Here is a 26,773-nt window from a genome sequence, read left to right on the forward strand (position 1 = left end):
TTTTTACCATGATGAAAATAAAAAAAGAGACCGCACTGGAAAACAGATTACTCATCCTCCCTATCCTTTTCCTGATTATTCTAATCGGTGCAGCACCCTTTGCGACCGCTTTGAAAGACAGCTTCTTTCATGATAATTACGGAGAACGCAGTTTTGCAGGTCTGGAGAATTTCAGGACCATCCTGGGAGATGCGGCCTTTCCCTTCAGTCTGAATATTACCGTAATCTGGGCCTTTCTCAATGTTAGCCTCAGTCTGTTTTTCTCTTTTCTCCTTGCACTGAGACTCCTCAAACCGGGCAGATCATTCTTATACCCTATGCTGCTGATTCCCTGGGGCATCCCTGTCTATATTGCGGTTCCCCTATGGAGAGCGTTCCTCCATGGCAGCGGAGGCGAATCCATTATCAGCAAATTGACGGGAATACAAATCAATCTGATGCTTGATCCTGCCGCCGGTTTTCTTGGAGCCCTACTGGTCAGTCTCTGGATGAGTATTCCTGTTACCACCTTTGTTTTTGCCGGACATATGAGGAAGGTGAGCCGCTCTGTAATTGAAGCTGCCGCACTGGATGGTGCGGGGGATGCCGAGATTGCCAGATCCATCTATATTCCGGAAATCAAAGAATCACTTCTGGCCATGGCCGTACTGAACTTTATCAAGGCCTTCAAGGAATTTACTCTTGTATTTATGCTGACATCCGGCGGCCCTCCTCTGATCAGCGGAATCACTGACAGGCATATCATTGGAGCCACCACGACCTTAGGTGTCTTTCTGTATGAAATATTCCTGCAGCATAACGACTGGGGAATCAATGCAGCCTATGCAGTGATTATGGCTGTCCTCGTACTCTTTATTATGTCCCTCTGGATTCTGATCCGAAAGAAAAAACCTTTGAGGATACTCCTGATTCTATCCGCTCTGGCTCTACTCCCCGGAGGAAGGCCGATGCTCTGGTCACTGGCAGCCGGATATATGATTGCCGCCATACTCAAAAGAGACCGTCTCTTGAAGATTCTGCTCCCTGTTCATCTTACATCTGTTCTGTTCTTTGTAAGTACAGAAGGCGTTCTGGCAGGGTTCCATCCCGGAATAATAATCCCCCTGCTGGCCCTGCTTTTCAGTTTTCAGGAAAGTTCATCTGCAAAGGGAGAAATCCGAAGCTTCAGAACAATTATCCCGGTCAAAGGAGTGAAGGCTGCATCGGGAATCAGCATGTATATCTTCAATCTTCTCAGTGCAGTGATTCTCTATATGCTGATCTGGATGAGCCTGTCAGGAATCAGCGCCTGTTATATAGACTCTTTCATCCCCCCCATGGCCAGTCTTAAAAACTTCATCACAATCTTTACAGAAGAGGGGATACTCAAGTACTTCGCCAATACATTTGTATTAGCAGGAATGACTGCAGTACTCCTCCCGTTTGTTGTGTTTCCCGGGGCAGTATATCTGGATAAGGCCGGAAAGAAGAGAACACTGGCTTTTCTGGCAATTATTCAACTCATGGGAATGGCCGGAGGAATGCACTCACTGATTCCCCTCTACCGGCTTTTCAGAGGGATGAATCTGCTGGACAGCTATATTCCACTGATACTGATCTATCTTTATCACTCCATACCCATAGCCCTCTTTATACTGACGGCATACCTGGGGAACCTCCCCTCCTCCTACAGAGATCTTGCCCGGATTGAGGGTATGGGAGAACTGAAATACAGCTTCAGGATTCTGCTGCCCCTGTCACTCCCGCCTCTTCTGACGACAGTAATGCTGGCATTCATCTCCGGATGGAACGGGTTTCAGGCACCCCTTCTTTTTTTAAACAGTGAAGAGAAGTATACTATAAGTCTGAAGCTACACAGCTATGTTGGAAATCTGGCATCGGGAAGCCCCGTATGGAATTTGTTTGCTGCCGCTGCAGTTGTAAACACTCTCTTTATTGGAGCCCTCTTTCTGCGATTCCGGAACCCCATGACCATAAGCCCCATAAGCGAGAGTGAAACCGATGAGTAAACTGATACTTGTAACAGCCGATAGAGACCGTGGGAAGACCACAGCGCTATGGAATCTCTACAGACAATTTCATGTTGAGGATAATAACCGGATAGGCGGCTATATATCTGTTCTCAATAAGGATAATAATAAATCCAGAATAGTTCTTAAGAATCTCAGGTCAGGAGAAGAGATGCTGCTGGCAAGCTGTATTGAAGAAGACTGGGCAGGACAGGAAGAGCGCTGTTTCAAAATGGGCATGCGATATACATTTTTTCAAGATGCATTTGACAACAGCTATGACTCATACAAAGACGCTCTGGACTGCAGCCATATATTCATAGATGAAGCGGGGGCTTTAGAACTGAAGGACAAGGGGTTTTCCCCTGCCATCGAATACCTGAAAAGCAATTTCAAGGGGACCCTTATCATTTCTGTCAGGGAATTGTTCCTGGAAGATTTTCTGATAATATATTCCTTCGATAAAGGATGGACAACACAGGTTTTTACAGTATAAGCCTGTCAGCTCCTGAATAGACATTAAAACGCCGTCCCCGGACAAAAGCACAGACGGTCACATTATATTTAACAGCCAGTTCAACAGCCTTGTCCGAAGGTGCTGAAATAGAGGCGATAACAGGGATTCCTGTTCTCACCATTCTGAGAATCATATCTGAAGAGATTCTACCGGAGCTGAGGATTATTCCTTTTGAGAAATCACAGCCTTCCCGGAACCCTTTCCCCAGAACCTTGTCCACCGCATTTCTCCGGCTTATATCATCGGCCCAGTGAACAATACCATCGACGGCAAAGGCGGCCATATGGGCTCCGCCGGTTTCATGATAGACAGATGGAAGTTTCTGAAAGGCATCCATGAGAGTGAAAAGATCTTCCGGGGTCCAGCGATCCGGATCATCAGAAAATGCTTTGAGTTCTTCTGGATCTGATAAGCCTGCGGGTGGCTCTAGATCCGGAATCTCCACAAAGCACTCATCCCCCTTGAACCTTATTGACGGAACAACTCCTGGATGAATAAGCCCCTCTCCAAAGAGAAGACCCGTCACTAAATCAGGCAGATCCCTCGGGGTCACAGGCATTTCGCTGAACAGGCTGCCCTTCAGATTAACCTTCAGCCACTCCTCAGAGATTACCCGGTCCATCCTCGATTCGACAGCTCCGTTTTCATAACGGATTATGGGGACATCTCTGGAAATATTCCCGGAACTCACAGAGGCAGCCTTTCCAGATCGGCGGGGCTGTTGATATTGGCAAAACTCAATCGGTCTATGCCTCTGGACTCCAGGAGATCCTCTTCCAGAATAACCCGGGGCATTCGTTCTACAATTCTCTGAAGATGATACTCACCGGCTGCAAATGCCTCATCCCAGCAGCTCAGAACGGAAACAGGATAGAGTCCCAGAAAGGGATGATATCTGTCATCCGCCCTGATAACAGTAGCCTTATCCATACTTCTATATTCCCAGAGGAGATTCAGAATCTGTTCATCAAAAAAGGGGATGTCACAGGCCAGAAGCAGAAGCCACTCCTTCACATGAGGTATGATCGAGTGTATCCCGTTCAGGGGTGTGGGGACCTCAAAGTGATCCTCCAGAATCTTGATACCCCTGAGAGGACTGTCCATATGCTGCCGCTCTTTCACAAGCAGATAGATATCATCGGTCATGTGCCCGGCTCCGCGGATAGTCCACTCCACCAGGGTCCTCCCCTTCCAGGGATAGAAGGCCTTATCTCTGCCGAAACGGCGGCTTCCGCCACCAGTCAGAATACCTGCAGTGACATGTCCCTGAGCCTGTTGTTTCAGATCTGTCATAAGGATTCTCCTGCGGCTTCAACACGGCAGGCGGCAACCTTGAGTTCAGGAATCTTTGATATAGGGTCCAGGGCATCGTTTGTAAGCCTGTTGGCCGGAGATTCATGAAAATGGAAGGGAATAAATATGACTCCCGGGGCCACTCTCTCGCTCTCTTTGGCAGGGACTGTGATCTCACCTCTTCTGCTTGTGACTCTCAACATGGTTCCGTCTTCTATCCCGAGAGCCTTCAAGTCATCCCGGTGGATCTCGGCATAAGCCTCTGCCGCAAAGGAGTTCAGAGCAGTGGAACGTCTTGTCATAGTTGCGGTGTGGTAATGGAACAGCATACGTCCTGTGGAAAGTACAAAGGGGTATTCCTTATCAGGCCGCTCGGCGGGTGGTATAAAGTCCACAGGATGAAAACGGCCCTTCCCCCGTGAGAACTTATCCTTATGCAGATAGGACGTTCCAGGATGTGCTGCATCTGGACAGGGCCACTGCAGATTCTCTTCTTCAAGACGCTTATAGGATATACCGCCGTAGATGGGAGTGACCGAGGCGATCTCATCCATAATTTCGGAAGCATCCCTGTACTCCATGGGATAGCCCATTCTTGTAGAAAGCTCGGTGAGAATTCTCCAGTCCTCCCGGGACTCACCCGGAGCATTCACAGCCTTGCGGACTCTCAAAGGTCGACGGCCTGAATTGGTAAAGGTACCGTCTTTCTCCGCATAGGCGGCTGCCGGGAAAACTACATCCGCCAAACGGGTAGTTTCGGTCCTGAATATATCCTGAATTGCCAGAAAGTCCAGCTTCTTCAGGGACTCTTCCACATGGTTCAGATTAGGATCAGAAAGCATGGGATTCTCACCCATAATCAGCATCCCCTTCACATCACCCTTTCCTGCGGCGTTCATCATCTCTACAACGGTAAGTCCGTTTTTTTCGGGCAGATGATCCACAGCCCATGCCTTTTCAAACTTTGCACGGACCTCAGGGTCTTCTACTTTCTGATAGCCCGTATAGACATTGGGCAGGCCTCCAAGGTCACAGGCACCCTGTACATTGTTCTGACCTCGTAGGGGATTCACCCCCGTCGAAGGACGGCCGATCTGCCCGCAGAGCATGGCCAGATTGGCCAGAGAAAGAACATTGTCTGTACCGGTCACATGTTGGGTGATCCCCATGGCAAAAACAATAGAAGCTTTGTCGGCAGTGGCAAAAGCCCTGGCAGCCTCTCGCAATTTATCAGCAGGGATTCCGGATATTTCTTCAACTTTCTCGGGAGTAAATGATTTGACAGCCTCTTCCAGGGCGTCAAAATTCTCAGTTCGGCTCTCTATAAAATCTCTGTCCGCCAGTCCTTCTTCCAGGATGATATGCATCAGACCGTTGATCCAGGCCACATCGGTCCCGGATCGCTGACGTAACCAGAGATAAGATCCGTGCACCAGGTCAATTTTCCGGGGATCAATAACGATAATCTTTGCTCCCCTGTCCCTGGCGTTCCTGATATAGGTGGCCGTCACGGGGTGGGTCTCGGAAACATTGGTCCCCGTGACAAGAATACAGTCTGATCCTGCCAGATCCTCAATAGGATTTGTCATGGCTCCCGAACCGAAGGCCCGGACAAGACCGGCCACCGTGGGAGCATGACAGAGCCTGGCACAGTGATCGACAGAATTGGTTCCGAGGGCAGCTCTCATTAATTTCTGAAAAACATAGTTCTCTTCGTTGGTACAACGGGCGGAGGCAAGCCCCGTCAGAGCATCAGATCCATATTGATCGCGTATGCCTGAGAGCTTCCGGGCCGTTAGATCCAGAGCCTCATCCCAGGAGGCTTCCCGGAACTCACCGTTCTCTTTAATAAGGGGAGTCGTCAGACGTTCAGGGCTGTTAAGAAATTCATAACCAAAGCGCCCCTTAACACAGAGGCGTCCCCGGTTGGGCAGAACATCAGGACCGGCACCTCTGACTCTGACAACCTTGTTGTCTTTGATCCAGAGATCCATCTGGCATCCCACACCGCAGTAGCCGCATGTTGTTCTGATCTTCCGGTCTATATCGATAATCCTGTAACGGCCGTTTACAGGTTTTTCTGTCAGGGCAGCTGTAGGACAGTTCTGTACACACTCCCCGCATCCGTCACAGCTTGATTCTTTCCAGCTCATATATTCAGGAGAGGGATAGGCTTCCATCCCCCGTTCCACAAAGTCCAGAACACCCTTACCCTGCAGGAAAGAGCAGGCCTGTACACAAATCCCGCAACGGATACACTTCCCCGGATCATATTCAAGAACAGGAGATGTATTATCCACCGGTGGAACCTGTCGTTCATAGATTGGATTAAATTCACGATTCTGTTCCACACCTATCTGATAACGATAGGACAGATCCTGCAGGGTGCATTCTCCGTTCTGATGACAGACTGAGCAGTCCAGATCATGATCCGCCAGAATCAGCTCCAGAGTCGTCCGACGTATTTTTTCAATTTCGTCATCAAAGGCTGTGATGACCATGCCCTCTTCGGCACCCAGGGTACAGGCACTCTTCAGCCCCCTCATTCCATCAATACGGACAACACACAAGCGGCAGGCTCCCGAAGGAAGCAGATGCTCCATAAAACAGAGGGAAGGGATATCAAAACCGTTCTCTCTGGCAACTGTCAAAAGATTCCGGCCTTTTTCACATTTTATAATCAGAGTATCAATAGTGATGCTTACAATATTCATATACTTTAATATTAACACAGGTTGGGGAAATTATAAAAACGAAAGAACATCTGTCCGGCTGAAATCATTCCCTTATGCAACAATAATTATTTCAGTCTCTATATAAAAAAGGGATGGTATAATTGCATAACTGATCCACGGAGGCCTCTTTTGCTGCGCAGATTCCGCTATATATACAAACTGTTCCTGGCCTTTCTGCTAACAGGGATAATTCCTGTTGCACTCCTGAGCAGCTCTTTTGCCCTCCTCTCCGATGGAATAATGAAGGGTTCCTATAAACAGCAGGCACAGATTGCCATCAGAGGGATAAGTGGTGATCTTGATAGTCTTTTTGAGGAGTACAGACACAGGGTTTATGCCCTCAGTCTGGATGAAGAGATCATAAATGCCATCCTGCAGGACAGAAATCCGCCCCGTGTTAAAAGACTGAACCTCTATAAGAAAATATACACAGCCCTCAGTGGTCATATAGATCATGCATCAATTCATATTATCAGTATGACCGGTTTTCCATCTCTCTCTTCTCAACAGGTTCCCAGCTCTTATCTCGATGCGGACTCCGATACGGACTCCGATGCCGCAGGAGGAGTCTTTGCTCTGGCCCGATCCCAGCCCGAAAAAACATGGGCCGTATTCAACAGCTATATAACAGGAAGAGGTGATCCTGTTTTCCTGACTATATGCCGTGCAATCCGTGACAAAAGCGGCAATATAATCGGATTTGTTCTGCTTGATGTAAATAAGGCCCATATAGCGTCCCTGAGTGAAGACAAGAATCACGATGTGTTTTCCCAGCTCCTTATAGTAGACCCAAAAAACAACATTGTCAGTGATTTACGGCACAGTGAAAATGACGGAGACTTCAGCCGTCTTCCCTTTCTCTCTGGGATTCAGACGGATGCGGGAGGAGAGTATACGGCAGATGAAAGAATGATTATTCATACTCCTCTCGCCATCCAGCCTTTTCAGATTGCCGGAACGGTACCCATAAAAGTGATCCTTTCCAATCTGGATTACCTGGTCAGAATTACTCTCTGGATGCTTCTTTTCTGTACAATCCTGGCGGTATTCCTGGCCTTACTGGTTTCAAGATCCATCTCAAAACCGGTACATAGCCTGACACTGGCAATGGGAAAAGTAGAAGAGGGAGATCTCAGTGTCAGAATTCCCCTGGACCGACACGATGAAATAGGACTTCTATTTAAACGCTTTAATGTAATGACCGGACGTATTGAAAACCTGATGGTCGAAACAAAGGAAGAGCAGGAACAACTGAGAATTGCAGAGCGTAAAGCCCTGCAGGCCCAGATCAATCCCCACTTCCTCTACAATACCCTGAATACGATAAAATCCATTGCAAAGCTTGAGGGAGTTGAACAGATCACAACCATAGTCACTCAGCTTGGGAAACTTCTTCGCAACACAATAGACAACGACAGGGAAATGGTTTCGCTGGCGGAAAGCCTGGAACTCCTTGAAAGCTATCTTGCCATTCAGAAAATACGATTCGGTCAGAGACTCAGTTATTCTGTCACAGCCCCTGAAAATCTTTTAAATCAGAATCTACCGAAACTGATACTTCAGCCCATCGTCGAGAATGCTGTAATCCACGGTCTGGAACAGAAAACAAAAGCCGGCAAAGTTTCGGTTGAGGCCTCCGAAAAGGAAGGAAAGCTGAATATAGAAATCAGGGATAACGGGCTTGGAATGAATACTCCCTGGTTACCCGGTGACCACTCGGGCTCTCACGGTGTGGGTTTGAATAATGTTCATAGAAGACTGATGCTCCTCTACGGAGAATCAGGGGGACTCAATATCAGCAGTACTCTCGGAGAAGAAACCAGAGTGGTTGTGACAATCCCCCTGGAAAGAAAGGAAGACAGATGATCACCGTTGTTCTTGTAGAAGATGAAGAATATCTACGCCGTGAAATTGCACTCACTACCCCCTGGCAGGAGCTGGGCTGTACTCTTATAGGTGAGGCGGAGAACGGCTCCGACGGTCTGGAACTGATCCGGAAGATTCACCCTCAGCTGGTTATCACCGATATCAGGATGCCTGGAATGAACGGCCTTTCCATGCTGGAGGAACTGGATAGAATATTGGGAAGTGATAAACCGTCAGCCATACTCCTGACAGGTCACTCTGATTTTGAATACGCCAGACAGGCCATGCGTCTGGGAGTCATTGACTATCTCTTAAAGCCAATTGATGATGATGAATTTCATGCACTGATCAAAAGGATTGCATCAGAAATAACCACCGCTGCAGAACAGCAGCAGGTTCAGTACAATAGCAGTCTTATTGAAAAAAGCCACCTGTTCCAGTTCCAGGAGTACGGACCTGCAGCGGCCGGAGACAGTAAGGATGAATATATAAGACTTTCGGTGGAATATATCCGGGAAAATTTCCATCGGGATATAGGTCTGCCCGATGTAGCTGAGAAGCTGGGCATAACCCAAAGCTATCTATCCCGACTGTTCAAAGAGAAAACCTCATATACATTTCTTGAATATCTTACCTGCTACAGGCTAAGAAAAGCCTTGAAACTGCTACAGGAACGCTCACTGAAAATCAGTGCGATCGCTCATCAGACGGGGTTCAGGGATCATGGTTATTTCACCCAGCTCTTCCGCCGTTATATGGGAGTCACACCGGGTCAGTTCAGAAACGGCAGTATAAGAGAAAAAATCTGAAACTACTGAATGTTGAGACCGGATTTAGAAAACTCATGAGTAAAGGTTTCGGCATCCCTGAAAAGAAATGAATTCATTCCCAGGGCCCTGGCGCTCTCAACATTTACATCCATATCATCACAGAAAACAACTTCTTCCGGTCTGACAGACTCCTTATCCAGTATCCATTGAAAAAACTCAGATCTCGGTTTCGCAATACCCATCAGATGGGATGCATAGACCCGGTCAAAGACAGCATAATCTCCCCTGCCTTTGTGGTGATTATAGTGCTCTGCAATTGTATTAGTACCACAGACTGCGGGACAGAATTTTTTTATGCTGAGAATAAGACTGATGGTGGCATTGTCCAGACGGGGATTGAATAGATCAATAAGCGGATTCCCATCTACCACCACAGCGCTTCTATCTGTAAAGCGCTTCCAGAATTCTACAGAGGAAACAGAACCATTCATAAGCCCTTCAATATCCTCCCGGATATAATCCAGCATAGCCTCTTCACTCAGTCCCAGAAGGGCTGCTGCCTCGGGGAGAATATCAAAATCACGGGCAACTACACCCCCCATATCAAAAATAAATAATTTAATCATAAACCAGGTGGTTACCCCTTTCTTGAATTGAATACAGCAGAACCGGAAACAAAATATTTGCTCATGGTAAAGAACAGGATCAGCATAGGAATACTGGCAAGAACAGCCACAGCCATCATGGCTCCCTCATTGGTATATTTCTCTGCAGAGAACTTAACGATATAAAGAGGCAGAGTTTTCATCTTTTCACTTTGAGCAATCAGCAGAGGCCAGAGCAGATTATCCCACTGACTCCTGAAGGTTAAAATGGAAAGGGTCGCAATAGCCGGCGCACAGTTTGGAAGAACGACATACCAGAAAATACCTAACTCTCCGGCACCGTCAATCCTGGTGGCATCAAGAAACTCATCAGGAAATGGAAGGAGATACTGACGCATCATAAAAACCCCGAATGCATTAACTAGAAACGGGAGTGTCAATCCACCATACGAGTTCTGCAGATGGAACTTGGTGGCAACCATATACAGAGGGATCATTATGGCTTCGAAGGGAATCATCATGGTTGCCATAATAGCCAGGAAGACAAAATTTCTTCCTTTGAATCGGAACTTTGCAAGACCATATCCGGTTATGGCAGATAGAATAACTGTCGTCAGTGTTACTATGCCCGAAACAATCATCGAGTTCATGAAGTTCCGGATAAAGATATAGCTTCCATCATTTCCTGCTACAGCTTTGGCAAAATTCTGCCAGTGGAATCCCCTGGGAATCCAGCGGAAGGGCATCTTCAGGATATCCTTGCTTGGCATCATGGAGGCACTGAACATAAAAACTATGGGGATCAGTGTGAAGATCAATGCTCCCAGAAGTATTAAATATATAAGAATGGTCACCGGAGAGATCATTCTGGATGTTCTTGGTTGAATCGCAATTGTACTCATGGTCGATTTCCTTTTTCTAATACAAATCTTTGTCTGAGTGCCTAATAAGTCACGTCGTCGGCTTTTGAGGTCTTGAACTGGAACCAGGTAAAAAAGAGCATAATAAGGAAAAGAATGATGCTCATGGCGCTGGAACGACCTATATGATGATCCCGAATTCCCGTGTTAAAGATGTTCAGGGTAATTACATTGATGGGAGCCTGGGGAGAACCGGCCTGAACAAAAAGATACTGGGTACTGAAAGTCTTAAGACACTGAAGCATGGACATGACTGAAACCAGAACAACTGTTGGTTTCAACAACGGAAAAGTAATCCGCCAGAAGCTCTGCCAGTTACTTGCACCGTCTATCCGGGCAGCTTCATATAGAGATCCGGGAATTGCTGAAAGCCCTGCAATAAATATGACCACAAAGTATCCTATGTACTTCCAGAAATAGACCAGTATTGTAGAAAACTGAACCATAAAGGAACTCGCAAGCCACTTATGATCGATTCCAGGTGTATTCATGAAGAAATTGACCCACTGATTTCCGATCCCTCTTGGATCAAAGATGGAGAGCCAGATCACGGCTGCCACAACAGAAGAGAGAACCGCCGGTGCGTAATAGGCCAGCTGCAGATATTTCTGCCCTTTTCTGACTGAGAGAATCAGTACAGCTAAAAGCAGACTGAATACAACAAGGGGTATGAAGGTACCCACCGTAAAGACAAATGTAGCCCGGATGGAATTCCAGAAATCACTGGACTGCAGCAGGTAAGAGTAATTTTTCAATCCTATAAATGTAGGAGGTTTAAGAGAAAGAATCTTCTTTCTGAAAAAACTTGTGTACGCTGCATTCAGAATCGGGTAGAAGCTGAAAATTGAGAAAAACAGCAGAGAAGGTGTAATAAAGATCCAGCCCCAGCGGGACAGTTTCCGTTCGATTCCACCATAGGGCTTTTTCATTATGGTTCCTTTTCACTACCAAGGTTCGTTTAGAACCTTGGTGATTATTTAATTAGACCTAAGGGCTTAATACTACCAAGATTCATTTAGAACCTTGGTGATTATTTAATTAGACCTAAGGGCCTTTAAATAAGAGGCGGTCAAAAACCGTGTTACCGGATTTGGCCGCCTCAAAATGTTTTATTAAATTCCGATCAGATTCTACTCCTGATCAAGTACTTCCTGTGCTTTTACTTTTAGTGAAGCCAGGGCCTTTTCAGGAGCGATGCCGCTGAGCATAACACCCTCAACTGCTTCTTTGATCAATTCCTGAATCTTGGCACTGTTTTCAGCGTAATACACGATGTTTCCTTTGGCCATATCGGCTGCAAATACATCAGCATAGGGGATATTGGCAAAGGTTTCTGAAGACATCAGCGCTTTAGTGGGCTGAATCAGACCGACTTCTGTCAGGTATTCTTCAGAGTGGGAAAGCATGTAAGTGATAAATTCCCAGGCCACTTTCTGCTCACGATCGGCTTTCTGGCTGTTAACCATATAGAAGTGACCATAGTAGGCAGATGCGACATCTTCTACAGCATCTTCAAACTGGGGAAAGGGAATTACCATCCAGTCACCACTGTTGTAGAAATCGGGGTTATCGGCTCTGATACGTCCAGCCTGATACAGACCGCTCATGGCCATACCCATATCATTATTGTTGGAATTAAAGAGCTTACGTCCATTCTTATAGGTGGGAGATCCCAGATTCAGACCATTGGGTCCCCAGTCAGCCATAAACTGCAGAAATTTAAGCCATGCTTCATCACCAACGATGGCAGTTTTACCGTCATCACTGACTAATTTCCCACCAAGCTGTTCAACCATGGGAACCATGGACACCAGATAATAGGGATAGCGGAAGTCAAATCCACGGCGAGTGATTATCTCACCTTCTCTGGAAACGATCTTCTGAGAAACGGCTACCATATCTTCCCAGGTTTTGGGATAGTCTTTTTCGGGATCAAGACCGGCATCTCGGAAAATCTGTTTATTCAGATAGGGAGCCCAGTTTGTCAGCTCAAGAGGAAGTCCGTATACATTGTTATCTTCTGATACAGCATCCAGAACACCGTCAACATAAGAAGCCTTAAGGTCTTTGACGGATTTAAATCCGGCAGCACCCAGATTAACTGGAGCCACACGGCCGTTGGCAATATAGGCATATCCATCCTCAATCTGAGTATTGAAGATATGAGGGCCTTCATTGGCAGCAAAGGCCGTTAAGAGAAGTTCGGGCATTTTCTTACTGGAGTTGGTCACTCTTTCGATTGTGACATCAGGATTTGCAGCCTGAAATTCAGCTATATAGCGGTCTTCCAGAGCAGTTCTGTTGGGGTCTTCATGGGTCCAGAATGTAATAGTTACGGGCCCGGTTGCCTCCTGAGCACCCGAAGCAAAGAGCGGGAGAGCCAGACTCATAATGAGCAAAGAAACTAGTAGAGCTTTTTTCATCATATCAATCCTCCTTTTGGATCATAGTTCATGGTAAAACAGCTTCTGTTCACCGGCAATGTGACATTTTCCCACTAATTGTTGTAATACTGAACAAGATCCCATTTTAGACATATTGACTCTCTTTGACTCAGAATTTCAGGTACAAAACTGGGTCATTACTACCCTGCTGTGTTATTTTGACCCATCTTAGAATTGAATGGACCCCTCTGTCTCAAAAAGACACAGTTTCAATCTTTCAGATACATAATCCAGTAAAAATAATATTAGGTCATGGGGCCATAGACAAAAATATATATTTTATTTACTTACACAGAAACATTTTAACAGTATTTCAAAAAAAGTTGGCACAGTCATTGCATTATAGTCAGTATAAAATGCAAACAAAATCTGGAGGTACAGATATGACAAATATGGTAGTTAGAAGAAGAGCTCAGGTAAATCCCTGGAATGAAATTGATAAAGCATGGGATTCCTTCTATAGAGCCTCAGATGAGCCCCGTAAGCCCGTGGTTCAGATCAACAATGAAGAAAGCAAAGTGACTCTTACAGCAGAGCTTCCCGGTTTCGGCCCTGAAGACATCGATATTCAGGTAAAAGAAAACCTGCTTACTGTCCAGGCCTTCAGAATCACAGAGATTAAGGCTGAGATTGAGGGTGAAAAAGCTGAAGAAGAGAGAAAAATAATCTTCGAAAAGAGCTTTGTTCTTCCTGATGATCTGAATAGAGACAATTTTGAAGCAGAAATGAAAAATGGCTTATTGACCCTGGATCTTCCCCGAAAAGAGAAAGCGGCCCCCAGATCAATAAAAGTAAAAGCCTAAGTAATAAATATAATAGTGAGGTAAGACAATGACCAATTTAGTAGTTAGAAGAAATTCTGCAGGAACCGTAAATCCCTGGAGAGAAATGGATAAGATGTTTAATGATTTTAACAATGCCGATGAAGCAGCACCCCGGAAACCCATAGTCCATATTGAAAATGAAGAAAATCGTGTGGTTCTGACTGCAGAGCTTCCCGGATTTACCGCAGAGGATCTTGATATTCAGGTAAAGGAAAACCTGCTGACAATCCAGGCAGTTCAGAAAGGTGAGAATAAAAAAGATGAAAACAAGGTTGTTTTTGAAAGAAGCTTTGTTCTTCCCGAAGACCTGCAGAGCGATAAGATCCAGGCGGAGATGAAAAATGGACTCCTGACCCTGGAACTCCCCCGCAAGGAGAAACCTGCACCCCTGGCCATCAAGGTCAAAGGTTAAGCAGTTTATATATATGTCCCTGTCCACCGTGGACAGGGATTGCCGGGCTGTGGAAGCCCGGTTTTTTTATCTACTGATAATTCTATGATTCCAATGAAACTGACAGAGCTAGAACTTCCTGGTAAAGGGGCTCTCTTTTCTCATCCTGACAAGCAGAAACAGAGGAATCAGAACATAGGGCAGATTCAGACTCAAAAATTTGGGAATATTCTGACATCTCCATTCGGGCTCCCCGAAAAATTCTACACCAAATACGACAACTCCTGTAATCACTGAAATACTGGTGGCATACATGACTGCAGGGACTTGTATCCGATTCCATCCCTTAATGGCAGAGACAATAAAGAGAATGTAGAAAACAGGATAAACAAAGGCTGACAGACCTGTCACAAACCTCATCCAGACGGGAACGGGATGATCCGCAGTAAAGAGAAAAAGCGGATCAGTTCCATAGGCGTAGGCATAGTTAGCCCTGGCAATAAAATTGGGGCTGTCCGGAGACATTTCGATTCCCAGTGTAGGAATGAGATCGGCAATACCTGAGGTGATTGTGAAAAGAGCAAACATGATTATAAAGAAGATATCAACGGGACGCTCTTTGAGAGGAAGATTTGTTATGTCATTCATAATTTAAAAGTATACATATTTTTCATTAAATCATGCAAATTATAATTTGATAGTAGGAATAGAACTCCTCTGACTGAATGAAGCTTCATCATAAAAAATCTTTCAGAAAATGAACTACAATTGATATAGAGTTCAATAATTATGAAGCAGAATAAAACGTTCAAAACATTAATAGCCGATGAAACACTTCTCAAAGCTCTCTCCGATATTGGTATCTACATAACGAATTATGAAACCGATGAAACTCTACCCAGTCATTACTGGACTGATATAAAAGATAAGTTTCAGGTAGATAGAACCAGTGACGGCTTCCTGGAGAACATCCATCCCGAAGACAGAAAAAGAGTCAGCGAAAGCCTGACAAGAAAAAGGGAAGGAAAATCATCGCAGTTCGATGAAACATATCGTCTGAAACAGTCCGACGGTTCCTATCTCTTTATAAAATCAACAAGTATGGTTGTGAGATTAAAAGAAGATGGAACCCCCCTGATAATTGTCGGATCTGATACAGATATTACCGAACTGAAACAGACTGAGAAAGAACTTAAGAACAGTATTAAAAAAGAAAAGAAACGCTCCAGGGAACTTGAACTCATGAGACAGATGTCTGCAACCTTCAGTTCCTCCCTGGATATCAATGAAACAGTACAGAATATACTCGAGGAGATGCGGAGAATCATTCCCTTCCAGACAAGCACTGTCCAGTTATTAAAGGGTTCATACCTTGAAGTATTAGGGGGCTCCGGTTTCGAGGATATTGAGAAAATTAAGTCCATGAAGTTTAAGTTTCCAGACGCAGGAAGTCTGAGTACCAAGGCACTTCAGCAGAGAATCCCTGTCCTGACAAATGATATAGAAAAAGAGTTCCCCAGTTTCAGTCAGCCTGTTAAAAATATGACTCTGCGATCCTGGATCGGCATCCCCCTTATTGCGGGGGGAGAAATTTTGGGACTTATGGCTTTGGATCATACGGAAAAGGGAAAATTCAATAAACACCATCTGGAAATTGCCGGAACAATTGGAGACCACATTGCCATAGCCCTGGAGAACTCACTTTTTCATGAAAGTGCCTATAGGATGGCAATGGAAGATGCACTCACCGGAGCCGGCAGCAGACACCGTCTTCAACTGGAAGGGAGACTGCTTTATGAAACTGCAATTCGCAGCAAATCGTATTTATCGGTTGGTATTATTGATATTGATAAATTCAAACTCATAAATGATGAGTATGGACATGGAACAGGAGATCTGGTACTCAAGCGAATTGCAGATCTATGCACACAGGTACTGCGTGTCACAGATCTGTTTGTCCGCTTCGGTGGTGAAGAATTCGTTATGATATTTCCTGATACAGAGAAAGCGGAAGCACTTAATGTATTAGAAAGGATAAGAGCCGGAATCCAGGGGATTAAGCATCCTGAATTTAATAAAAAAGTAACTGTAAGTGCCGGCTTATACTCTGCCTGTCCCAAAAAAGAAGAAACTCTGAGCTCCTTTATCGCAAAGGCAGATAAAGCACTTTTCATCTCAAAAGATGGCGGACGGAACAGGAGTACCATATTCTCCGATTAAGCAGCCGCTTTTACAGATACAAGATGGAGGGCCGGAAATGAATATGCAGGAAATTCTTCAGCGGGAGCTGAATACACTTTTTGAATCCCGGGGACACCCGGGACTCCCACCTTCTCTCTCCCTGGAAGTACAGCTGGATCTGCAGAAAGAGACATTCTTTCTCAAACAGGAGCAGCAGATCTTTGAAGAACTTATCCATATGAGGGACAAGACAAAGACATTTTATCACTACACATCCTTCCCCGCCCTGATGGAGATTCTCAAAAGCGGAAAGATACGTTTCTCCAGTCCTGCAGGGCTGAACGATATAACTGAGATCAGCAGCGGGAATACAATCCTCAAGGAGCAGCTGGACCCCGAACTGGATGAGATTCGCCTGCATAATATAACGAAAAGGTTTATCTTCTCTCTCACCGACCGCTATGACAACCTCAACCAGTGGCGACTCTACGGAGCAGACGGTACAGGAGTCTGTCTCGGACTGGATCTGAGCGGAATCAGCGATGACAAATATCTCCGCTTCGGCTGCATACTCTACGGTGAAGCGATTGCTGCAACTCTAAGCCGTATCCGGTCAAGAATAACTGATGAACTTCAGAAAAATTTTGATTTCAGAGATTATCAGAGATGGGGTTATTTCATCAAGGACAGCGATTACGCTGAAGAGTCAGAGTACAGGCTGATCTGTTACGATGACAGTGAAAAGTTGCTGAACAAGGCCAGCTGGCGGATAAACAACCATGGAGCCTTCTATCCATATCTTGATATGGATATGAAAGCCCTGAACATGGAGCTGGAAACAATTCTCTTCGGACCGAAGTTCAAAGAGAAAGTTCTCAATAAAGGGATGATTGAAAACTACCTGACCCGCTACTATTCGGAAAAACAGATCAGCATAGAGTTCTCATCCATCAAAAGCTACCGATGATCCCGCAGCCCTTACAAGGGGACTAATGCAGGATTCAAAGATCAAAAATCAGGATTGAGCGGGTGCCTGTACAGCTGCCTCTGTTTCGGCAGTAGCCCATTCAGGCAGCACAATATCGGCACTCTCTCTAAGTTCTTCGATATAGGCCATTGTTCCTTCCTGGATTGCCTGCTCGTCAAGCTGCTGTTTAATCATATCTTTGACATCCTCAAAGGGAGTGGCAAAGGCTTCATTCTTTCCTGTCACAAGGATCAGGTGATAACCGAACTGGGAAAGAACAGGTTCTCCCACAACTCCGATTTCCTGTGAGAATGCTGCTTCTTCGAAAGCCGGGACTGTCTGTCCTCTGGCAATAGTTCCCAGATCTCCTCTTCTGTCCTTGGTGGGACCTTCAGAGTAAGTGGCAGCAGCATCACCGAAGTCCATACCGGCTGCAATCTTCTGCTGTGCTTTCTGAATCTTAAGCAGTGCGTCTTCTTCACTCTGCTCATCACCTATCATCATCAGAATATGGCTGGCATTCACAGACTCGGGAGTCATGAAGTAGGTCTCTTTATTGTCATCATAGAATTTACGAATATCTTCATCAGAAGATGTGACCTTGTCGGCAACTTCCAGATCGAAGAGACTCTGCAGAACAGACTGCCATTCAAGTTCCTGAGTCAGAGATTCTTCGGTAAATCCGTTTGTCGCAAGGCTGTTGATAAACTCCTCATCAGAGGGGAACTGCTGTTTAAAAGAATCCATCTGTTTCTGCACTGATTCGCTGTCAGAAGCAATATCCAGGGATGCAGCCTTGTCCAGGAGCAGCTGTTTTACCACAAGAGAATCCAGAAGACGGGGTTTGACCATATCCAGATCAGCTTCTGTCAGGAACTGTCCCTGTGCCTCATACTGCTTCTTGAATGCTTCCACCTCAGCGTCAAACTCGCTCTGGGGAATATCTGTTTTATTTACTCTGGCAACGCTACCCTCATCCAGTTTTCCTGCACCGCAGGAGAGAAGGGAGACCATAACTACCATAAGCAGGGGTATCATTTTTTTCATAGAATCATTTCCTTGATATCAGATTATAGAATGTTTATGTTACGATCTGGGGCAGGTGCTGTCAACACAGAGCCTATTCTGGGAGCAGATATTTTACAAAATCGGCCACAGAACAGACGCCTTTATAATCATCATGGGATTTCAGACACTGAATGGTGTTATAGGACTGAATAAGAAAGATTTCATCCACCTGTTTTTCCCAGTCTGCCTTTCCTGCTTTCAGGGCTGACATGTCTCCAGGTTCTCCACAGAAATCCTGTTCTTCCAGAATCATAATTTTTCTCATAATAATACTCCTATAGTGAACAGGATCTAAAAGCTGAAGCCTTGATTTTTCCTTTGTTCTACCTCATTCTATAGACGCAATATGTCACAATATGGCACGCATTTAATTAATTCGGGAGTTTTTATATGGCTGCTGCAAAAAACCTGATTCAATTTATGAAAGCATTTGAACTGTTGTCCCGCCCTGGTGGTATCAGTATCAAAGAACTCCAGGAGAAACTGGACATCAGCCGCAGATCGGTCTATAGACTATTCGAATCCATGGATGAACTTGGATATCCCCTTGTAGACTCACCCCTGGATGGTAAAACAAAAAGCTGGGGACTTATGGCCGAATATGTAAGTGCCCGACCATCAGGAAGAGTTCCCCGGCTTTCCCTGAATACCGCCGAGATAATGATTCTGTATCAGATTCTCTCACGACAGACACCCTTGTATGAATCAGGGATGAAGCAGACCATTTCGGCTCTGCGTAACAGGCTGGAGCAATTTTACCTTGAAAACTCCGGAGCCGAAGAACTGCAGAGATTCAAAGATATCTTTATAAATATTCCGGGACAGTACAAACATCTGGAGGGTAAGGAGAAGATCTACGAGACCCTTCTTCAGGCTGCACTTGAAAAAAAATACTGCCGGGGAAGCTATCGCTCTTTCAGAGACGGCGGTGAAGAAGAGAAGGAAATTGAATTTGCCCCTCTTTGCTTTTTTGAATGGAATTACGGTCTGTACTGTTTTGTCTACCGCAGAGAGGACCAAGCCCTGAGAACTATGGCACTGGAACGTTTTGAATCAATCCGTATGAGTGACAGGCCCTTTCGTGAAGAGCCTGAATTTGATCCCGAATCGATGCTCAGCAATGCCTGGGCCCTCACATGTAACGACCCGGTTTCAGTGGTGATCCACTTTTCAAAGGAAGCGGCACCCTATATCAGGGAAAGGGAGTGGCAGCCGGGACAGAAAATTGAACTGAATACCGACGGAAGCCTTGTTCTGAAATTGAAAACTTCAGGTAGAAGAGATGTAAAAAGCTGGATTCTCTCATTCGGAAAGGATGCAGAACTTCTGAAACCGGCAGACCTGAGAAATGAAATCAATAAAGAACTTACAGAGCTGTACAAGAAATATAATAAATAAAAGGTATAATAAGTTATGCATAGACTCTCATTTATAGAAGAAAAGATACTGCATATTCAGGGCTCTCCTGTGAGAGTTCAGAAAAAGATGATAAAGAGCCTTCGTCTGAGGCTGATCCCTCCCCATGGAGAAATAAGGTTATCAGTCCCCCATTGGTATTCCGACAGAAAAGCCGAACAGTTTGTCCTCTCCCGCTGGGATTGGATTAAAGAGCAGCAGAAAAACATACACAGTATCCACCCTCTTGCCCGACAGAACTATGAAGAGGGAGAGCAGATACTCTTCCGTGGAAGACTCTATACCCTCCGAATCTCAGAAACAGAAAAGCGGCGAACCATAAAGCTCAGGGAAGATGAAATACATATATCAGAGAAAGCAGGCATAGAAGCAGCTGAACGTAGGTCACATATTGAATCCTGGTATAGAAAAGAGATGAAGAAACTCATAGATCCGGTAATCCTGAGCTGGGCTGCCGAAATGAAGGTAGAACCCTCGGAGTGGCGGATTAAAAAGATGAATTCCCGATGGGGTTCATGCAATACCAGAGTAGGCCGGATATGGCTGAACCTGGAACTCATAACCATGAGACCCGAAATAATGGAATACGTCATCGTTCATGAACTGGCTCACCTTCTGGAAGCCAGCCACAACAAACGCTTCAAGACCATACTGGATTCATACCTGCCCGAATGGCGTAGACTCAGCAGGGAACTGAAGGGAGAGATGGCTCTTTAAGTATATCTACAGACAGGAGTCTCCCGGACTTGCTATACTGTCATCCATGCTGCTTATCAATCCCCCCACCGTCAGAAACTGTGAACCTCCTGTTGCCCTGCTGAAACTTGCAGGGGCTCTTCGTGCCGCCGGGGACGAACCATATATTCTTGACGGAGCCGTAGAGGCTTTTCACTGGCTGGGCAGACAGGAAGCATGGAATGCTGATGATAAAAGAGCACAGAGAGTCCGTAAAAATAGTTCGCGTATCCTGGCAAGCCTCACAGGAGACAGCTCAGTAAAGAGTGCATATGATTCCCCCGACCGCTACACAAAACAGGTCCGGGATCTGAACTATCTGGCATCCTCATCCCTGGATTCTGAAAAATACAGACTGACAGCAGCAGATTTAGAGGTAGAAGGACAGTCTCCTTTAAAACGTCAGGATCTGATCAGAGCCTGGAAGAATCCCCAGGAATCACCCTTTTTCCCATGGTTTGAACAAAGACTGGAAGAGCTGAAAAAAGAGATCAGGTTCACCCATGTCGGTATTTCCATAGGCTTTCTGAGCCAGGGACTTACGGGCATGTCCATCATGGGATATATCCGCAGGACATGGCCGGAGGTAAAGATACAGCTGGGAGGAAGCCTGATCACATCCTGGCTGAGAGGCCCGGGTGACTGCAGCTTTCTTTCAGAGCTGTCGGATGAGGTTCAGGCAGGACCGGGAGAAGAGAGCATCGTCCGATTCAGAGGCCTGGAATGGAAAGGAACAGGTCTGGCTGATCCCGGAACCCTCTACAGCCTTCCCTATATTTCACCCGGCCCCATACTCCCCTATTCCGCCGCCTGCGGCTGCTCCTGGAAACGCTGCACATTCTGTAATGAACGCTGGGAGGACAACCCCTTCAAAGAGGAAGCGGCATCATTGGTCAGCAGTAATCTGATCAGTCTGACAGAGAAACACTCCCCTGCAATGATCCATATTACTGACAGTGAAATAAGCCTGGATCTGATGAAAGCCATCATCCGGAATCCTCCGGGAGCACCCTGGTACAGCTTCAGTCACTTTATCAAAGAATTAACGTCACCCTCATTCTGCCGGGATCTTGCCGGATCAGGCTGTCGTCTGCTCTGCCTTGGCCTGGAATCGGGAGATCAGGATGTGCTGGATTCGCTTCAGAAAGGGATACGGCTGGATTCTGTTCGTACTATTCTCCGAAATCTTAAAGAGACAGGTATAGGAACATATGTTTATGTGATGTTCGGGACAAGCACGGAAGACAAGGATGCAGCCCTCAGGACGAGAGATTTTATCCTGGAACAGAAAGAGTATATAGATTTTATCAATGCAGCTGTGTTCAGCATGCCCATAATGAGCAGGGAACTGGATGATCTGTTATCCATGTCCTTCTACGAAGGAGACCTGAGTCTATACAGGGACTTCAAACATCCTCTCGGTTTTGGAAGAAGACAGGTGAGAGAGTTCATGAGTAAAGATTTTCAGGGCATCCCGGAAATAAGGGAGATTCTCAAACGGACTCCCCCTGTGTTCACCTCCAGTCATGCCCCGTTCTTCTGTTAGAGGCTATCAGGTTCTATCAGACAGCAGAGTCGGATCGTCCTCATCTTCATCAATAGTAAAAAAAGATATTGTATCAAGCAGCTCAGCAGCCTGCTGTGACATCTGCTGTGTAGTCTGGGCAATCTCTTCAGAGTTTGCAGCACTCACCTGAGTAATATCGCTGAGCTGAATCATGGCCTCGTTGATCTGTCCCACCCCGGAATCCTGTTCAGAACTGGCTCCTGAAATTTCCTGAACCAGTTCTGAAGTCTTTCGGATATCAGGCAGCAGTTCGGTCAGAAGATCTCCCGCTTCACTGGCAGCTTTTATTGTGTTTGTAGAAAGTTCACTGATATCGGAGGCTGCATTCTGACTCCGCTCGGCCAGTTTTCTTACCTCGGAAGCAACAACTGCAAATCCTTTACCCTAATCTCCGGCTCTGGCTGCTTCTATGGCAGCATTCAGTGCAAGCATATTGGTCTGTCGGGCGATATCTTCAACAATTCCTATTTTTTCAGAGATCTCTTTCACTGCTTCAATGGAACGCATCACTGCATTACTGCTCACCTCGGAATCCTGTGAGACCTTGGCGGCAATTCCTTCTGTCTGTTTGGCATTCTGGGCATTCTGCTGAATATTGGCACTCATCTCTTCCATAGAACTGGAGACTTCCTCGGCTACAGAAGCCTGTTTATTTGCAGAATCACTCAGCTGGGAAGACATATTCTCCAGTCTCTGACCGCTGCCTGCTACATTGGAAGAGGCCTTTTTTACAGTTCCCACAAGATCTGTAATAACCTCCACCATTCTGGCCAGAGATACAGCCAGCTCACCCAGCTCATCTCCTCTTTTCTGCACTTTATCATTTCCGGAATTTGCATTCAGAACACCACCGGCAATAGTGTCTGCAAGACCTGAAAGATAAATAATAGGTTTTGTCAGACTGTTGCCGATGAAAAAACTTAAAAGGGCTGAAAGACCCACAAACAAAAGAACTCCCAGCACCAGACTGAGCATTGCAGCCCGCTCCAGTCTTTGAACTTTAGAGATATCCATATCAATAGACAGAAGAATTGTTTCACCATTTTCAGTAATCGGTGTCAGAATAGACAGAAATGTTCCCCATTCATCAGTATAGGGCTCAGTAAACATCTGCCTTTGTTCTCTTATGGCCTGCAGGAATACGGGGTCTACATCCTCATACAGATCACCATATGACATATCCTCTTCAAGAAAACCTGGATCCGCAATAAAGTATATGAGACCATTTCTCTCTTCCATAATATAGATATAAGCAAAACCCATTGTATCTGAGAATAGCTGTATATCTTCTAACAATTTTACTGTCCAGGGAGATTGGATTTCCCCTTCTCTTTTTAGACGGGTTATGTCATGAACTGGAAAAGCCTGTTTGAAATAATCAGCTCCCTGCAACATTTTCTCTTCAATGGTCTTTTCAATATTATTTGCATACTGGACATATACAATGGAGCCTGTACCTACCGACGCAAAAAAAGCTACAAGAATAAAAAATATAAAAAATCGGAGACGGATGGACAATTTCATTTACTACCTCATCAATAATATTATATATATTGAATAATATTTATAACAAAAAAATAATTAAAATACATCTACTTCCACAGCCATAAAATGAAATTATATTAAATATTCAAAGACAGTTCGAACTGCAATATACTGTTCTTCATAGGCACTTCGCAGCACAGAATCTTTTGAATCTGGGCTCATACTGAAGATCCCATCACCGGCGGTCCCGAGGTTGAGAATCTAACCGGTTATTCAGACTTCTCCCGGTACAAAATCAAAAACAAGAACGTCTTTCAATACAGGCTTTGCAGATTCCACAAAGGCCTTATGGTGGGGGTGGACCAGGTAGGTATCCCTGTCTTTTGCATCCTTGAAATCAAGGACATAACACATCTGATACCCTTTTTCCAGATTCTCAGGACTCATATTGCTTCCTGCAGCATATTTTACAACCTCGGGAATCAGAGAGGGTAATTTATCAAAATTACTGTTAAGTTCCTGAACCTCATTACTGTCCAGAGGATAATTGAATGAAAACAAAACAATATGCCTTACCATGGGAAATCTCCTATGCTGCCGCGGCAACTTTACAAAAACATCCTTCAAAAGGGTAATATTTTCCTCCTCTCAAAGAAGAACCCTTACCATAATATCGGATGTAGCTTTAATCCAGCCTGTCATCTTCTTCATTATATTCCTCCTATTGCAGGAACACAACGAACAAAACAGCTCTGCTGCTTCAAAAAACAATCTAGAGACGAAGACTCATCCTCTTTGTCACCAGACATTCCTCCAGATCAAAAAGCCTGAAAACGACCCCTGGAACTGATAGAATATAGGGAAGAGATCAAAAGATACAAATTTATGTGAAAAACATTGCAAATACTACTATGGAGGTATTATAATGAAGTTAAGTTCATGAGAAAAGAATCCCAATGATGAGGAGGAATTGAATATGACTAATGAGAGTGATCCACCAGAAATTAGAAGGTTACATATAAATCAATGAGCATAGCTCATTTTAAGGATGGCGCAGAGTTATTATCTGCGCCTTTTTATATTAATATTCATTCCCTCCTCTTATAGAGGAAGGAAAGAAAGAAAAAATCAGACTTATCTTTTAACCCTTCCCGTTGTACTACCATTTTTCAGAGCCATCACTTCTTCGTAGGAAGAGTAGTTAAAATCTCCCTCTATAGAGTGACAGAGACAGGAGGCTGCTACAGCAAACTCAAGGGCGTCCCTGGGAGAGTCTTTAAACTCACCGCTGAGACCATAGATCAGACCGGCAGAAAAGGAGTCTCCCCCTCCCAGACGGTCAACGATATTTTTGATCTGGTAAGGTTTATATTCCTCACCGTCTAATGGTGCAAAGTTGGCAGAACCGTCTTTGCAAGTATAGAGCATGGCACCCCAGTTATTGTGGTTTGCAGAAATACTCTCACGCAGTGTAATTGCTATATGGCTTACATGGGGAAACTGCTGCTGAATCTGTTTTGCAACATCAGGATAACGGGTAATATCCAGTTCTCCGGCTTCGACGTCACTGTCTCCCGCCTTGATCCCCAGAATATCATGGGCATCCTCTTCGTTTCCGATAACCACATCCACATATTTGAGAAGTCTGCGTACTGTTTTTTCAGCAAGATCACGGGGAGCTGTTCCGGGTTCCCAGTTCCAGAGTTTCTTTCGAAAGTTCAGGTCACAGGATACTGTAGCTCCCGCTTCTTTAGCCTTGGTGACTGCCAGAATGGAAGCTTCTGCTGCTTCTTTGGAAATAGCCTGGGTGATACCGCTGATGTGAAACCACTTGGCATCTGCAAAGATATTTTCCCAGTCATAGGCATCACCGGGGGTGACGGAGACTGAAGAATCTGCTCTATCATAGATGACCTGGCTGGGTCTCTGATTGGCACCGGTCTCCATAAAATAGAGACCGAGACGTCCGGCATCTGTTCTGAGGATATAGGATGTGTCTACTCCGAATCTTCTTACAGAATCTTCGCAGGCATCGGCAATACTGTGCTTGGGGAGTGCTGTTATATAACGGGTTTTTTCACCCAGCTGTTTAAGAGAGACGGCCACACTGGATTCGGCGCCCGCAAAGGTCACGTTCAGAGGACCGGGCATGGTCTGTCTGAAACGTCTGTTGTTATCAGGGGAAAATCTCCCCATTATTTCACCGTAAGATACAATCACATCTTTCATATCAGCCTCTTACTTCTTTAACGATACGGGCCGCTTCACGGGCATTAGCCGCAATTCCGCTCCAGTCTTTGTTATTGATCATGTTATTGGGGGCGATCCAGGAACCGCCGATTGCCAGAACTTCAGGACGCTCCAGCCAGGAAGCCATATTTTTTACATTCAGGCCGCCCAGGGGAATGTATTTGAGATCAAGGAATCCATAAGGGCTGTTCAGAGATTTAAGATAACTGACTCCTCCCAGAGGTTCTGCGGGGAATAATTTAAGTACACGACAACCCTTTTCAACGGCAGCTTCAATTTCAGAAGCAGTCGTAATTCCGGGGCCGAATGGGAATTTCCTCTCCAGAGCAGCATCAATTACTTTGGTATTACATCCGGGTGCTACGGCAAAGAGAGCCTTGCGGCTGATTATATCATCAAGCTGTGATGCCTTAAGAACTGTTCCCACCCCGGCATTCATTTCAGGGACTTCTTTAGTTATAGCTTCAAGGGCATCCAGAGCACAGGGAGTTCGCAGAGTGAGCTCCATAGCAGTGATTCCTTCATCCACCAGGAGTCTGGCCAGGGGAACTGCCTGAGCGGCATCTTCTATTGTTATTACTGCGATGACACCGGAAGAGGCAAGTTTACTCTTCAAATCATCATTAAATATGGTATTCATAAAACCTTCTTATCTGTTTTCTAATATGACTATAGACATCTCTTCTTTTAGCAGTCAATATATTAAGACATCCGTCTCTCTCAGTGAGAC

General features: G+C 45.4%; 24 protein-coding genes and 1 pseudogene. 11 read left to right on the forward strand and 14 right to left on the reverse strand.

Features of this window, described 5'->3' with window-relative positions:
• Positions 1-11: 11 nt before the first annotated feature.
• Both DV872_RS01495 and DV872_RS01500 read left to right on the forward strand, forming a co-directional pair.
• Positions 12-2,009, forward strand: coding sequence for an ABC transporter permease subunit (locus DV872_RS01495; RefSeq protein WP_158546776.1), 1,998 nt, complete (start codon positions 12-14; stop codon positions 2,007-2,009).
• Positions 2,002-2,505, forward strand: coding sequence for a nucleoside-triphosphatase (locus tag DV872_RS01500; protein ID WP_114628066.1), 504 nt, complete (start codon positions 2,002-2,004; stop codon positions 2,503-2,505). The genes DV872_RS01495 and DV872_RS01500 overlap by 8 nt, the downstream gene beginning before the upstream one ends.
• Here the strand turns inward: DV872_RS01500 and DV872_RS01505 are convergent.
• The 3 genes from DV872_RS01505 to fdhF are packed head-to-tail and all read right to left on the reverse strand — an operon-like array spanning position 2,495 to position 6,533.
• Positions 2,495-3,217: a formate dehydrogenase accessory sulfurtransferase FdhD gene (locus DV872_RS01505; RefSeq protein ID WP_114628067.1), complete on the reverse strand. Its 723-nt coding sequence runs from the start codon at positions 3,215-3,217 to the stop codon at positions 2,495-2,497. The two genes, DV872_RS01500 and DV872_RS01505, sit on opposite strands and share 11 nt — an antisense overlap.
• Positions 3,214-3,819 carry a molybdenum cofactor guanylyltransferase gene (locus DV872_RS01510; RefSeq protein ID WP_114628068.1) on the reverse strand — a complete coding sequence of 202 codons (606 nt, stop codon included), beginning with the start codon at positions 3,817-3,819 and terminating at the stop codon, positions 3,214-3,216. Before DV872_RS01510 ends, DV872_RS01505 begins: the two co-directional genes overlap by 4 nt.
• Positions 3,816-6,533, reverse strand: a complete 2,718-nt coding sequence (fdhF, locus tag DV872_RS01515; RefSeq protein ID WP_114628069.1) for a formate dehydrogenase subunit alpha — start codon at positions 6,531-6,533, stop codon at positions 3,816-3,818. The genes DV872_RS01510 and fdhF overlap by 4 nt, the downstream gene beginning before the upstream one ends.
• 150 nt (positions 6,534-6,683) lie before the next feature.
• Here fdhF and DV872_RS01520 point away from each other — a divergent pair, with 150 nt between their 5' ends.
• Entirely contained in the window at positions 6,684-8,420 is a 1,737-nt protein-coding gene (locus DV872_RS01520) for a sensor histidine kinase (RefSeq protein ID WP_114628070.1), read from the forward strand.
• Positions 8,417-9,229, forward strand: a complete 813-nt coding sequence (locus DV872_RS01525) for a helix-turn-helix domain-containing protein (protein WP_114628071.1) — start codon at positions 8,417-8,419, stop codon at positions 9,227-9,229. The genes DV872_RS01520 and DV872_RS01525 overlap by 4 nt, the downstream gene beginning before the upstream one ends.
• Before the next feature lie 2 nt (positions 9,230-9,231).
• Here DV872_RS01525 and DV872_RS01530 read toward each other — a convergent pair whose 3' ends face one another.
• The 4 genes from DV872_RS01530 to DV872_RS01545 form a co-directional block, all read right to left on the reverse strand.
• Positions 9,232-9,816 carry an HAD-IA family hydrolase gene (locus tag DV872_RS01530; RefSeq protein WP_114628072.1) on the reverse strand — a complete coding sequence of 195 codons (585 nt, stop codon included), beginning with the start codon at positions 9,814-9,816 and terminating at the stop codon, positions 9,232-9,234.
• Positions 9,817-9,827: 11 nt separating this feature from the next.
• On the reverse strand, positions 9,828-10,697 hold the full coding sequence (locus DV872_RS01535) for a carbohydrate ABC transporter permease (protein ID WP_114628073.1): 870 nt from the start codon (positions 10,695-10,697) through the stop codon (positions 9,828-9,830).
• Positions 10,698-10,738: 41 nt separating this feature from the next.
• Positions 10,739-11,644, reverse strand: a complete 906-nt coding sequence (locus DV872_RS01540) for a carbohydrate ABC transporter permease (RefSeq protein WP_114628074.1) — start codon at positions 11,642-11,644, stop codon at positions 10,739-10,741.
• A 201-nt stretch (positions 11,645-11,845) separates the two neighbouring features.
• Complete coding sequence (locus DV872_RS01545; RefSeq protein ID WP_114628075.1) at positions 11,846-13,141, reverse strand: ABC transporter substrate-binding protein; 1,296 nt, start codon at positions 13,139-13,141, stop codon at positions 11,846-11,848.
• A gap of 401 nt (positions 13,142-13,542) precedes the next feature.
• Here DV872_RS01545 and DV872_RS01550 point away from each other — a divergent pair, with 401 nt between their 5' ends.
• Positions 13,543-13,962, forward strand: a complete 420-nt coding sequence (locus DV872_RS01550) for an Hsp20/alpha crystallin family protein (protein WP_158546777.1) — start codon at positions 13,543-13,545, stop codon at positions 13,960-13,962.
• A gap of 28 nt (positions 13,963-13,990) precedes the next feature.
• Positions 13,991-14,395: an Hsp20/alpha crystallin family protein gene (locus tag DV872_RS01555; RefSeq protein ID WP_114628077.1), complete on the forward strand. Its 405-nt coding sequence runs from the start codon at positions 13,991-13,993 to the stop codon at positions 14,393-14,395.
• Between the two features lie 108 nt (positions 14,396-14,503).
• Here DV872_RS01555 and DV872_RS01560 read toward each other — a convergent pair whose 3' ends face one another.
• Positions 14,504-15,022 carry an emopamil-binding family protein gene (locus tag DV872_RS01560; RefSeq protein ID WP_114628078.1) on the reverse strand — a complete coding sequence of 173 codons (519 nt, stop codon included), beginning with the start codon at positions 15,020-15,022 and terminating at the stop codon, positions 14,504-14,506.
• A 141-nt stretch (positions 15,023-15,163) separates the two neighbouring features.
• On the opposite strand from DV872_RS01560, the gene DV872_RS01565 reads away from it, so the two are divergent.
• Together DV872_RS01565 and DV872_RS01570 are read left to right on the forward strand one after the other, a co-directional pair.
• Positions 15,164-16,594, forward strand: a complete 1,431-nt coding sequence (locus DV872_RS01565) for a sensor domain-containing diguanylate cyclase (RefSeq protein ID WP_114628079.1) — start codon at positions 15,164-15,166, stop codon at positions 16,592-16,594.
• 37 nt (positions 16,595-16,631) lie between these two features.
• Positions 16,632-17,522 carry a DUF2971 domain-containing protein gene (locus DV872_RS01570; protein ID WP_158546778.1) on the forward strand — a complete coding sequence of 297 codons (891 nt, stop codon included), beginning with the start codon at positions 16,632-16,634 and terminating at the stop codon, positions 17,520-17,522.
• A gap of 48 nt (positions 17,523-17,570) precedes the next feature.
• On the opposite strand, the gene DV872_RS01575 is transcribed toward DV872_RS01570, so the two are convergent.
• Together DV872_RS01575 and DV872_RS01580 are read right to left on the reverse strand one after the other, a co-directional pair.
• On the reverse strand, positions 17,571-18,569 hold the full coding sequence (locus DV872_RS01575; protein WP_114628081.1) for a peptidylprolyl isomerase: 999 nt from the start codon (positions 18,567-18,569) through the stop codon (positions 17,571-17,573).
• 73 nt (positions 18,570-18,642) lie between these two features.
• Positions 18,643-18,855: a hypothetical protein gene (locus DV872_RS01580; RefSeq protein WP_114628082.1), complete on the reverse strand. Its 213-nt coding sequence runs from the start codon at positions 18,853-18,855 to the stop codon at positions 18,643-18,645.
• Positions 18,856-18,980: 125 nt separating this feature from the next.
• On the opposite strand from DV872_RS01580, the gene DV872_RS01585 reads away from it, so the two are divergent.
• The 3 genes from DV872_RS01585 to DV872_RS01595 are packed head-to-tail and all read left to right on the forward strand — an operon-like array spanning position 18,981 to position 22,287.
• Positions 18,981-19,988 (forward strand): YafY family protein, encoded by a 1,008-nt coding sequence (locus tag DV872_RS01585; protein ID WP_114628083.1) that lies wholly within the window; start codon positions 18,981-18,983, stop codon positions 19,986-19,988.
• A gap of 15 nt (positions 19,989-20,003) precedes the next feature.
• Entirely contained in the window at positions 20,004-20,723 is a 720-nt protein-coding gene (locus DV872_RS01590; RefSeq protein WP_114628084.1) for a M48 family metallopeptidase, read from the forward strand.
• 46 nt (positions 20,724-20,769) lie between these two features.
• The gene (locus DV872_RS01595; RefSeq protein WP_114628085.1) at positions 20,770-22,287 is read left to right on the forward strand and encodes a radical SAM protein; all 1,518 of its coding nucleotides are present in this window, start codon (positions 20,770-20,772) and stop codon (positions 22,285-22,287) included.
• A gap of 6 nt (positions 22,288-22,293) precedes the next feature.
• Here DV872_RS01595 and DV872_RS27210 read toward each other — a convergent pair.
• From DV872_RS27210 to DV872_RS01625, 4 genes and pseudogenes are all read right to left on the reverse strand, one after another.
• Positions 22,294-23,832: pseudogene (locus DV872_RS27210) on the reverse strand (methyl-accepting chemotaxis protein).
• Between the two features lie 234 nt (positions 23,833-24,066).
• Complete coding sequence (locus DV872_RS01610; protein WP_114628088.1) at positions 24,067-24,372, reverse strand: Dabb family protein; 306 nt, start codon at positions 24,370-24,372, stop codon at positions 24,067-24,069.
• Between the two features lie 555 nt (positions 24,373-24,927).
• Complete coding sequence (locus DV872_RS01620; protein ID WP_114628090.1) at positions 24,928-26,022, reverse strand: sugar kinase; 1,095 nt, start codon at positions 26,020-26,022, stop codon at positions 24,928-24,930.
• A gap of 1 nt (position 26,023) precedes the next feature.
• Entirely contained in the window at positions 26,024-26,683 is a 660-nt protein-coding gene (locus DV872_RS01625; RefSeq protein ID WP_114628091.1) for a bifunctional 4-hydroxy-2-oxoglutarate aldolase/2-dehydro-3-deoxy-phosphogluconate aldolase, read from the reverse strand.
• Positions 26,684-26,773: the final 90 nt, after the last annotated feature.

Source organism: Oceanispirochaeta sp. M1 (genome assembly GCF_003346715.1).
Taxonomy (GTDB): Bacteria; Spirochaetota; Spirochaetia; order DSM-2461; family DSM-2461; genus Oceanispirochaeta.

Excerpts from the sequence above, each read along its gene's own strand:
- DV872_RS01560 (WP_114628078.1), bottom strand. The coding sequence starts at position 15,022 with ATGAATGACATAACAAATCTTCCTCTCAAAGAGCGTCCCGTTGATATC.
- DV872_RS01510 (WP_114628068.1), bottom strand. The coding sequence starts at position 3,819 with ATGACAGATCTGAAACAACAGGCTCAGGGACATGTCACTGCAGGTATT.
- DV872_RS01610 (WP_114628088.1), bottom strand. The coding sequence starts at position 24,372 with ATGGTAAGGCATATTGTTTTGTTTTCATTCAATTATCCTCTGGACAGT.
- DV872_RS01500 (WP_114628066.1), top strand. The coding sequence starts at position 2,002 with ATGAGTAAACTGATACTTGTAACAGCCGATAGAGACCGTGGGAAGACC.
- DV872_RS01535 (WP_114628073.1), bottom strand. The coding sequence starts at position 10,697 with ATGAGTACAATTGCGATTCAACCAAGAACATCCAGAATGATCTCTCCG.
- DV872_RS01550 (WP_158546777.1), top strand. The coding sequence starts at position 13,543 with ATGACAAATATGGTAGTTAGAAGAAGAGCTCAGGTAAATCCCTGGAAT.
- DV872_RS01595 (WP_114628085.1), top strand. The coding sequence starts at position 20,770 with ATGCTGCTTATCAATCCCCCCACCGTCAGAAACTGTGAACCTCCTGTT.
- fdhF (WP_114628069.1), bottom strand. The coding sequence starts at position 6,533 with ATGAATATTGTAAGCATCACTATTGATACTCTGATTATAAAATGTGAA.
- DV872_RS01575 (WP_114628081.1), bottom strand. The coding sequence starts at position 18,569 with ATGAAAAAAATGATACCCCTGCTTATGGTAGTTATGGTCTCCCTTCTC.
- DV872_RS01570 (WP_158546778.1), top strand. The coding sequence starts at position 16,632 with ATGAATATGCAGGAAATTCTTCAGCGGGAGCTGAATACACTTTTTGAA.
- DV872_RS01620 (WP_114628090.1), bottom strand. The coding sequence starts at position 26,022 with ATGAAAGATGTGATTGTATCTTACGGTGAAATAATGGGGAGATTTTCC.
- DV872_RS01530 (WP_114628072.1), bottom strand. The coding sequence starts at position 9,816 with ATGATTAAATTATTTATTTTTGATATGGGGGGTGTAGTTGCCCGTGAT.
- DV872_RS01555 (WP_114628077.1), top strand. The coding sequence starts at position 13,991 with ATGACCAATTTAGTAGTTAGAAGAAATTCTGCAGGAACCGTAAATCCC.
- DV872_RS01590 (WP_114628084.1), top strand. The coding sequence starts at position 20,004 with ATGCATAGACTCTCATTTATAGAAGAAAAGATACTGCATATTCAGGGC.
- DV872_RS01545 (WP_114628075.1), bottom strand. The coding sequence starts at position 13,141 with ATGATGAAAAAAGCTCTACTAGTTTCTTTGCTCATTATGAGTCTGGCT.
- DV872_RS01540 (WP_114628074.1), bottom strand. The coding sequence starts at position 11,644 with ATGAAAAAGCCCTATGGTGGAATCGAACGGAAACTGTCCCGCTGGGGC.
- DV872_RS01585 (WP_114628083.1), top strand. The coding sequence starts at position 18,981 with ATGGCTGCTGCAAAAAACCTGATTCAATTTATGAAAGCATTTGAACTG.
- DV872_RS01625 (WP_114628091.1), bottom strand. The coding sequence starts at position 26,683 with ATGAATACCATATTTAATGATGATTTGAAGAGTAAACTTGCCTCTTCC.
- DV872_RS01565 (WP_114628079.1), top strand. The coding sequence starts at position 15,164 with ATGAAGCAGAATAAAACGTTCAAAACATTAATAGCCGATGAAACACTT.
- DV872_RS01525 (WP_114628071.1), top strand. The coding sequence starts at position 8,417 with ATGATCACCGTTGTTCTTGTAGAAGATGAAGAATATCTACGCCGTGAA.
- DV872_RS01580 (WP_114628082.1), bottom strand. The coding sequence starts at position 18,855 with ATGAGAAAAATTATGATTCTGGAAGAACAGGATTTCTGTGGAGAACCT.
- DV872_RS01495 (WP_158546776.1), top strand. The coding sequence starts at position 12 with ATGAAAATAAAAAAAGAGACCGCACTGGAAAACAGATTACTCATCCTC.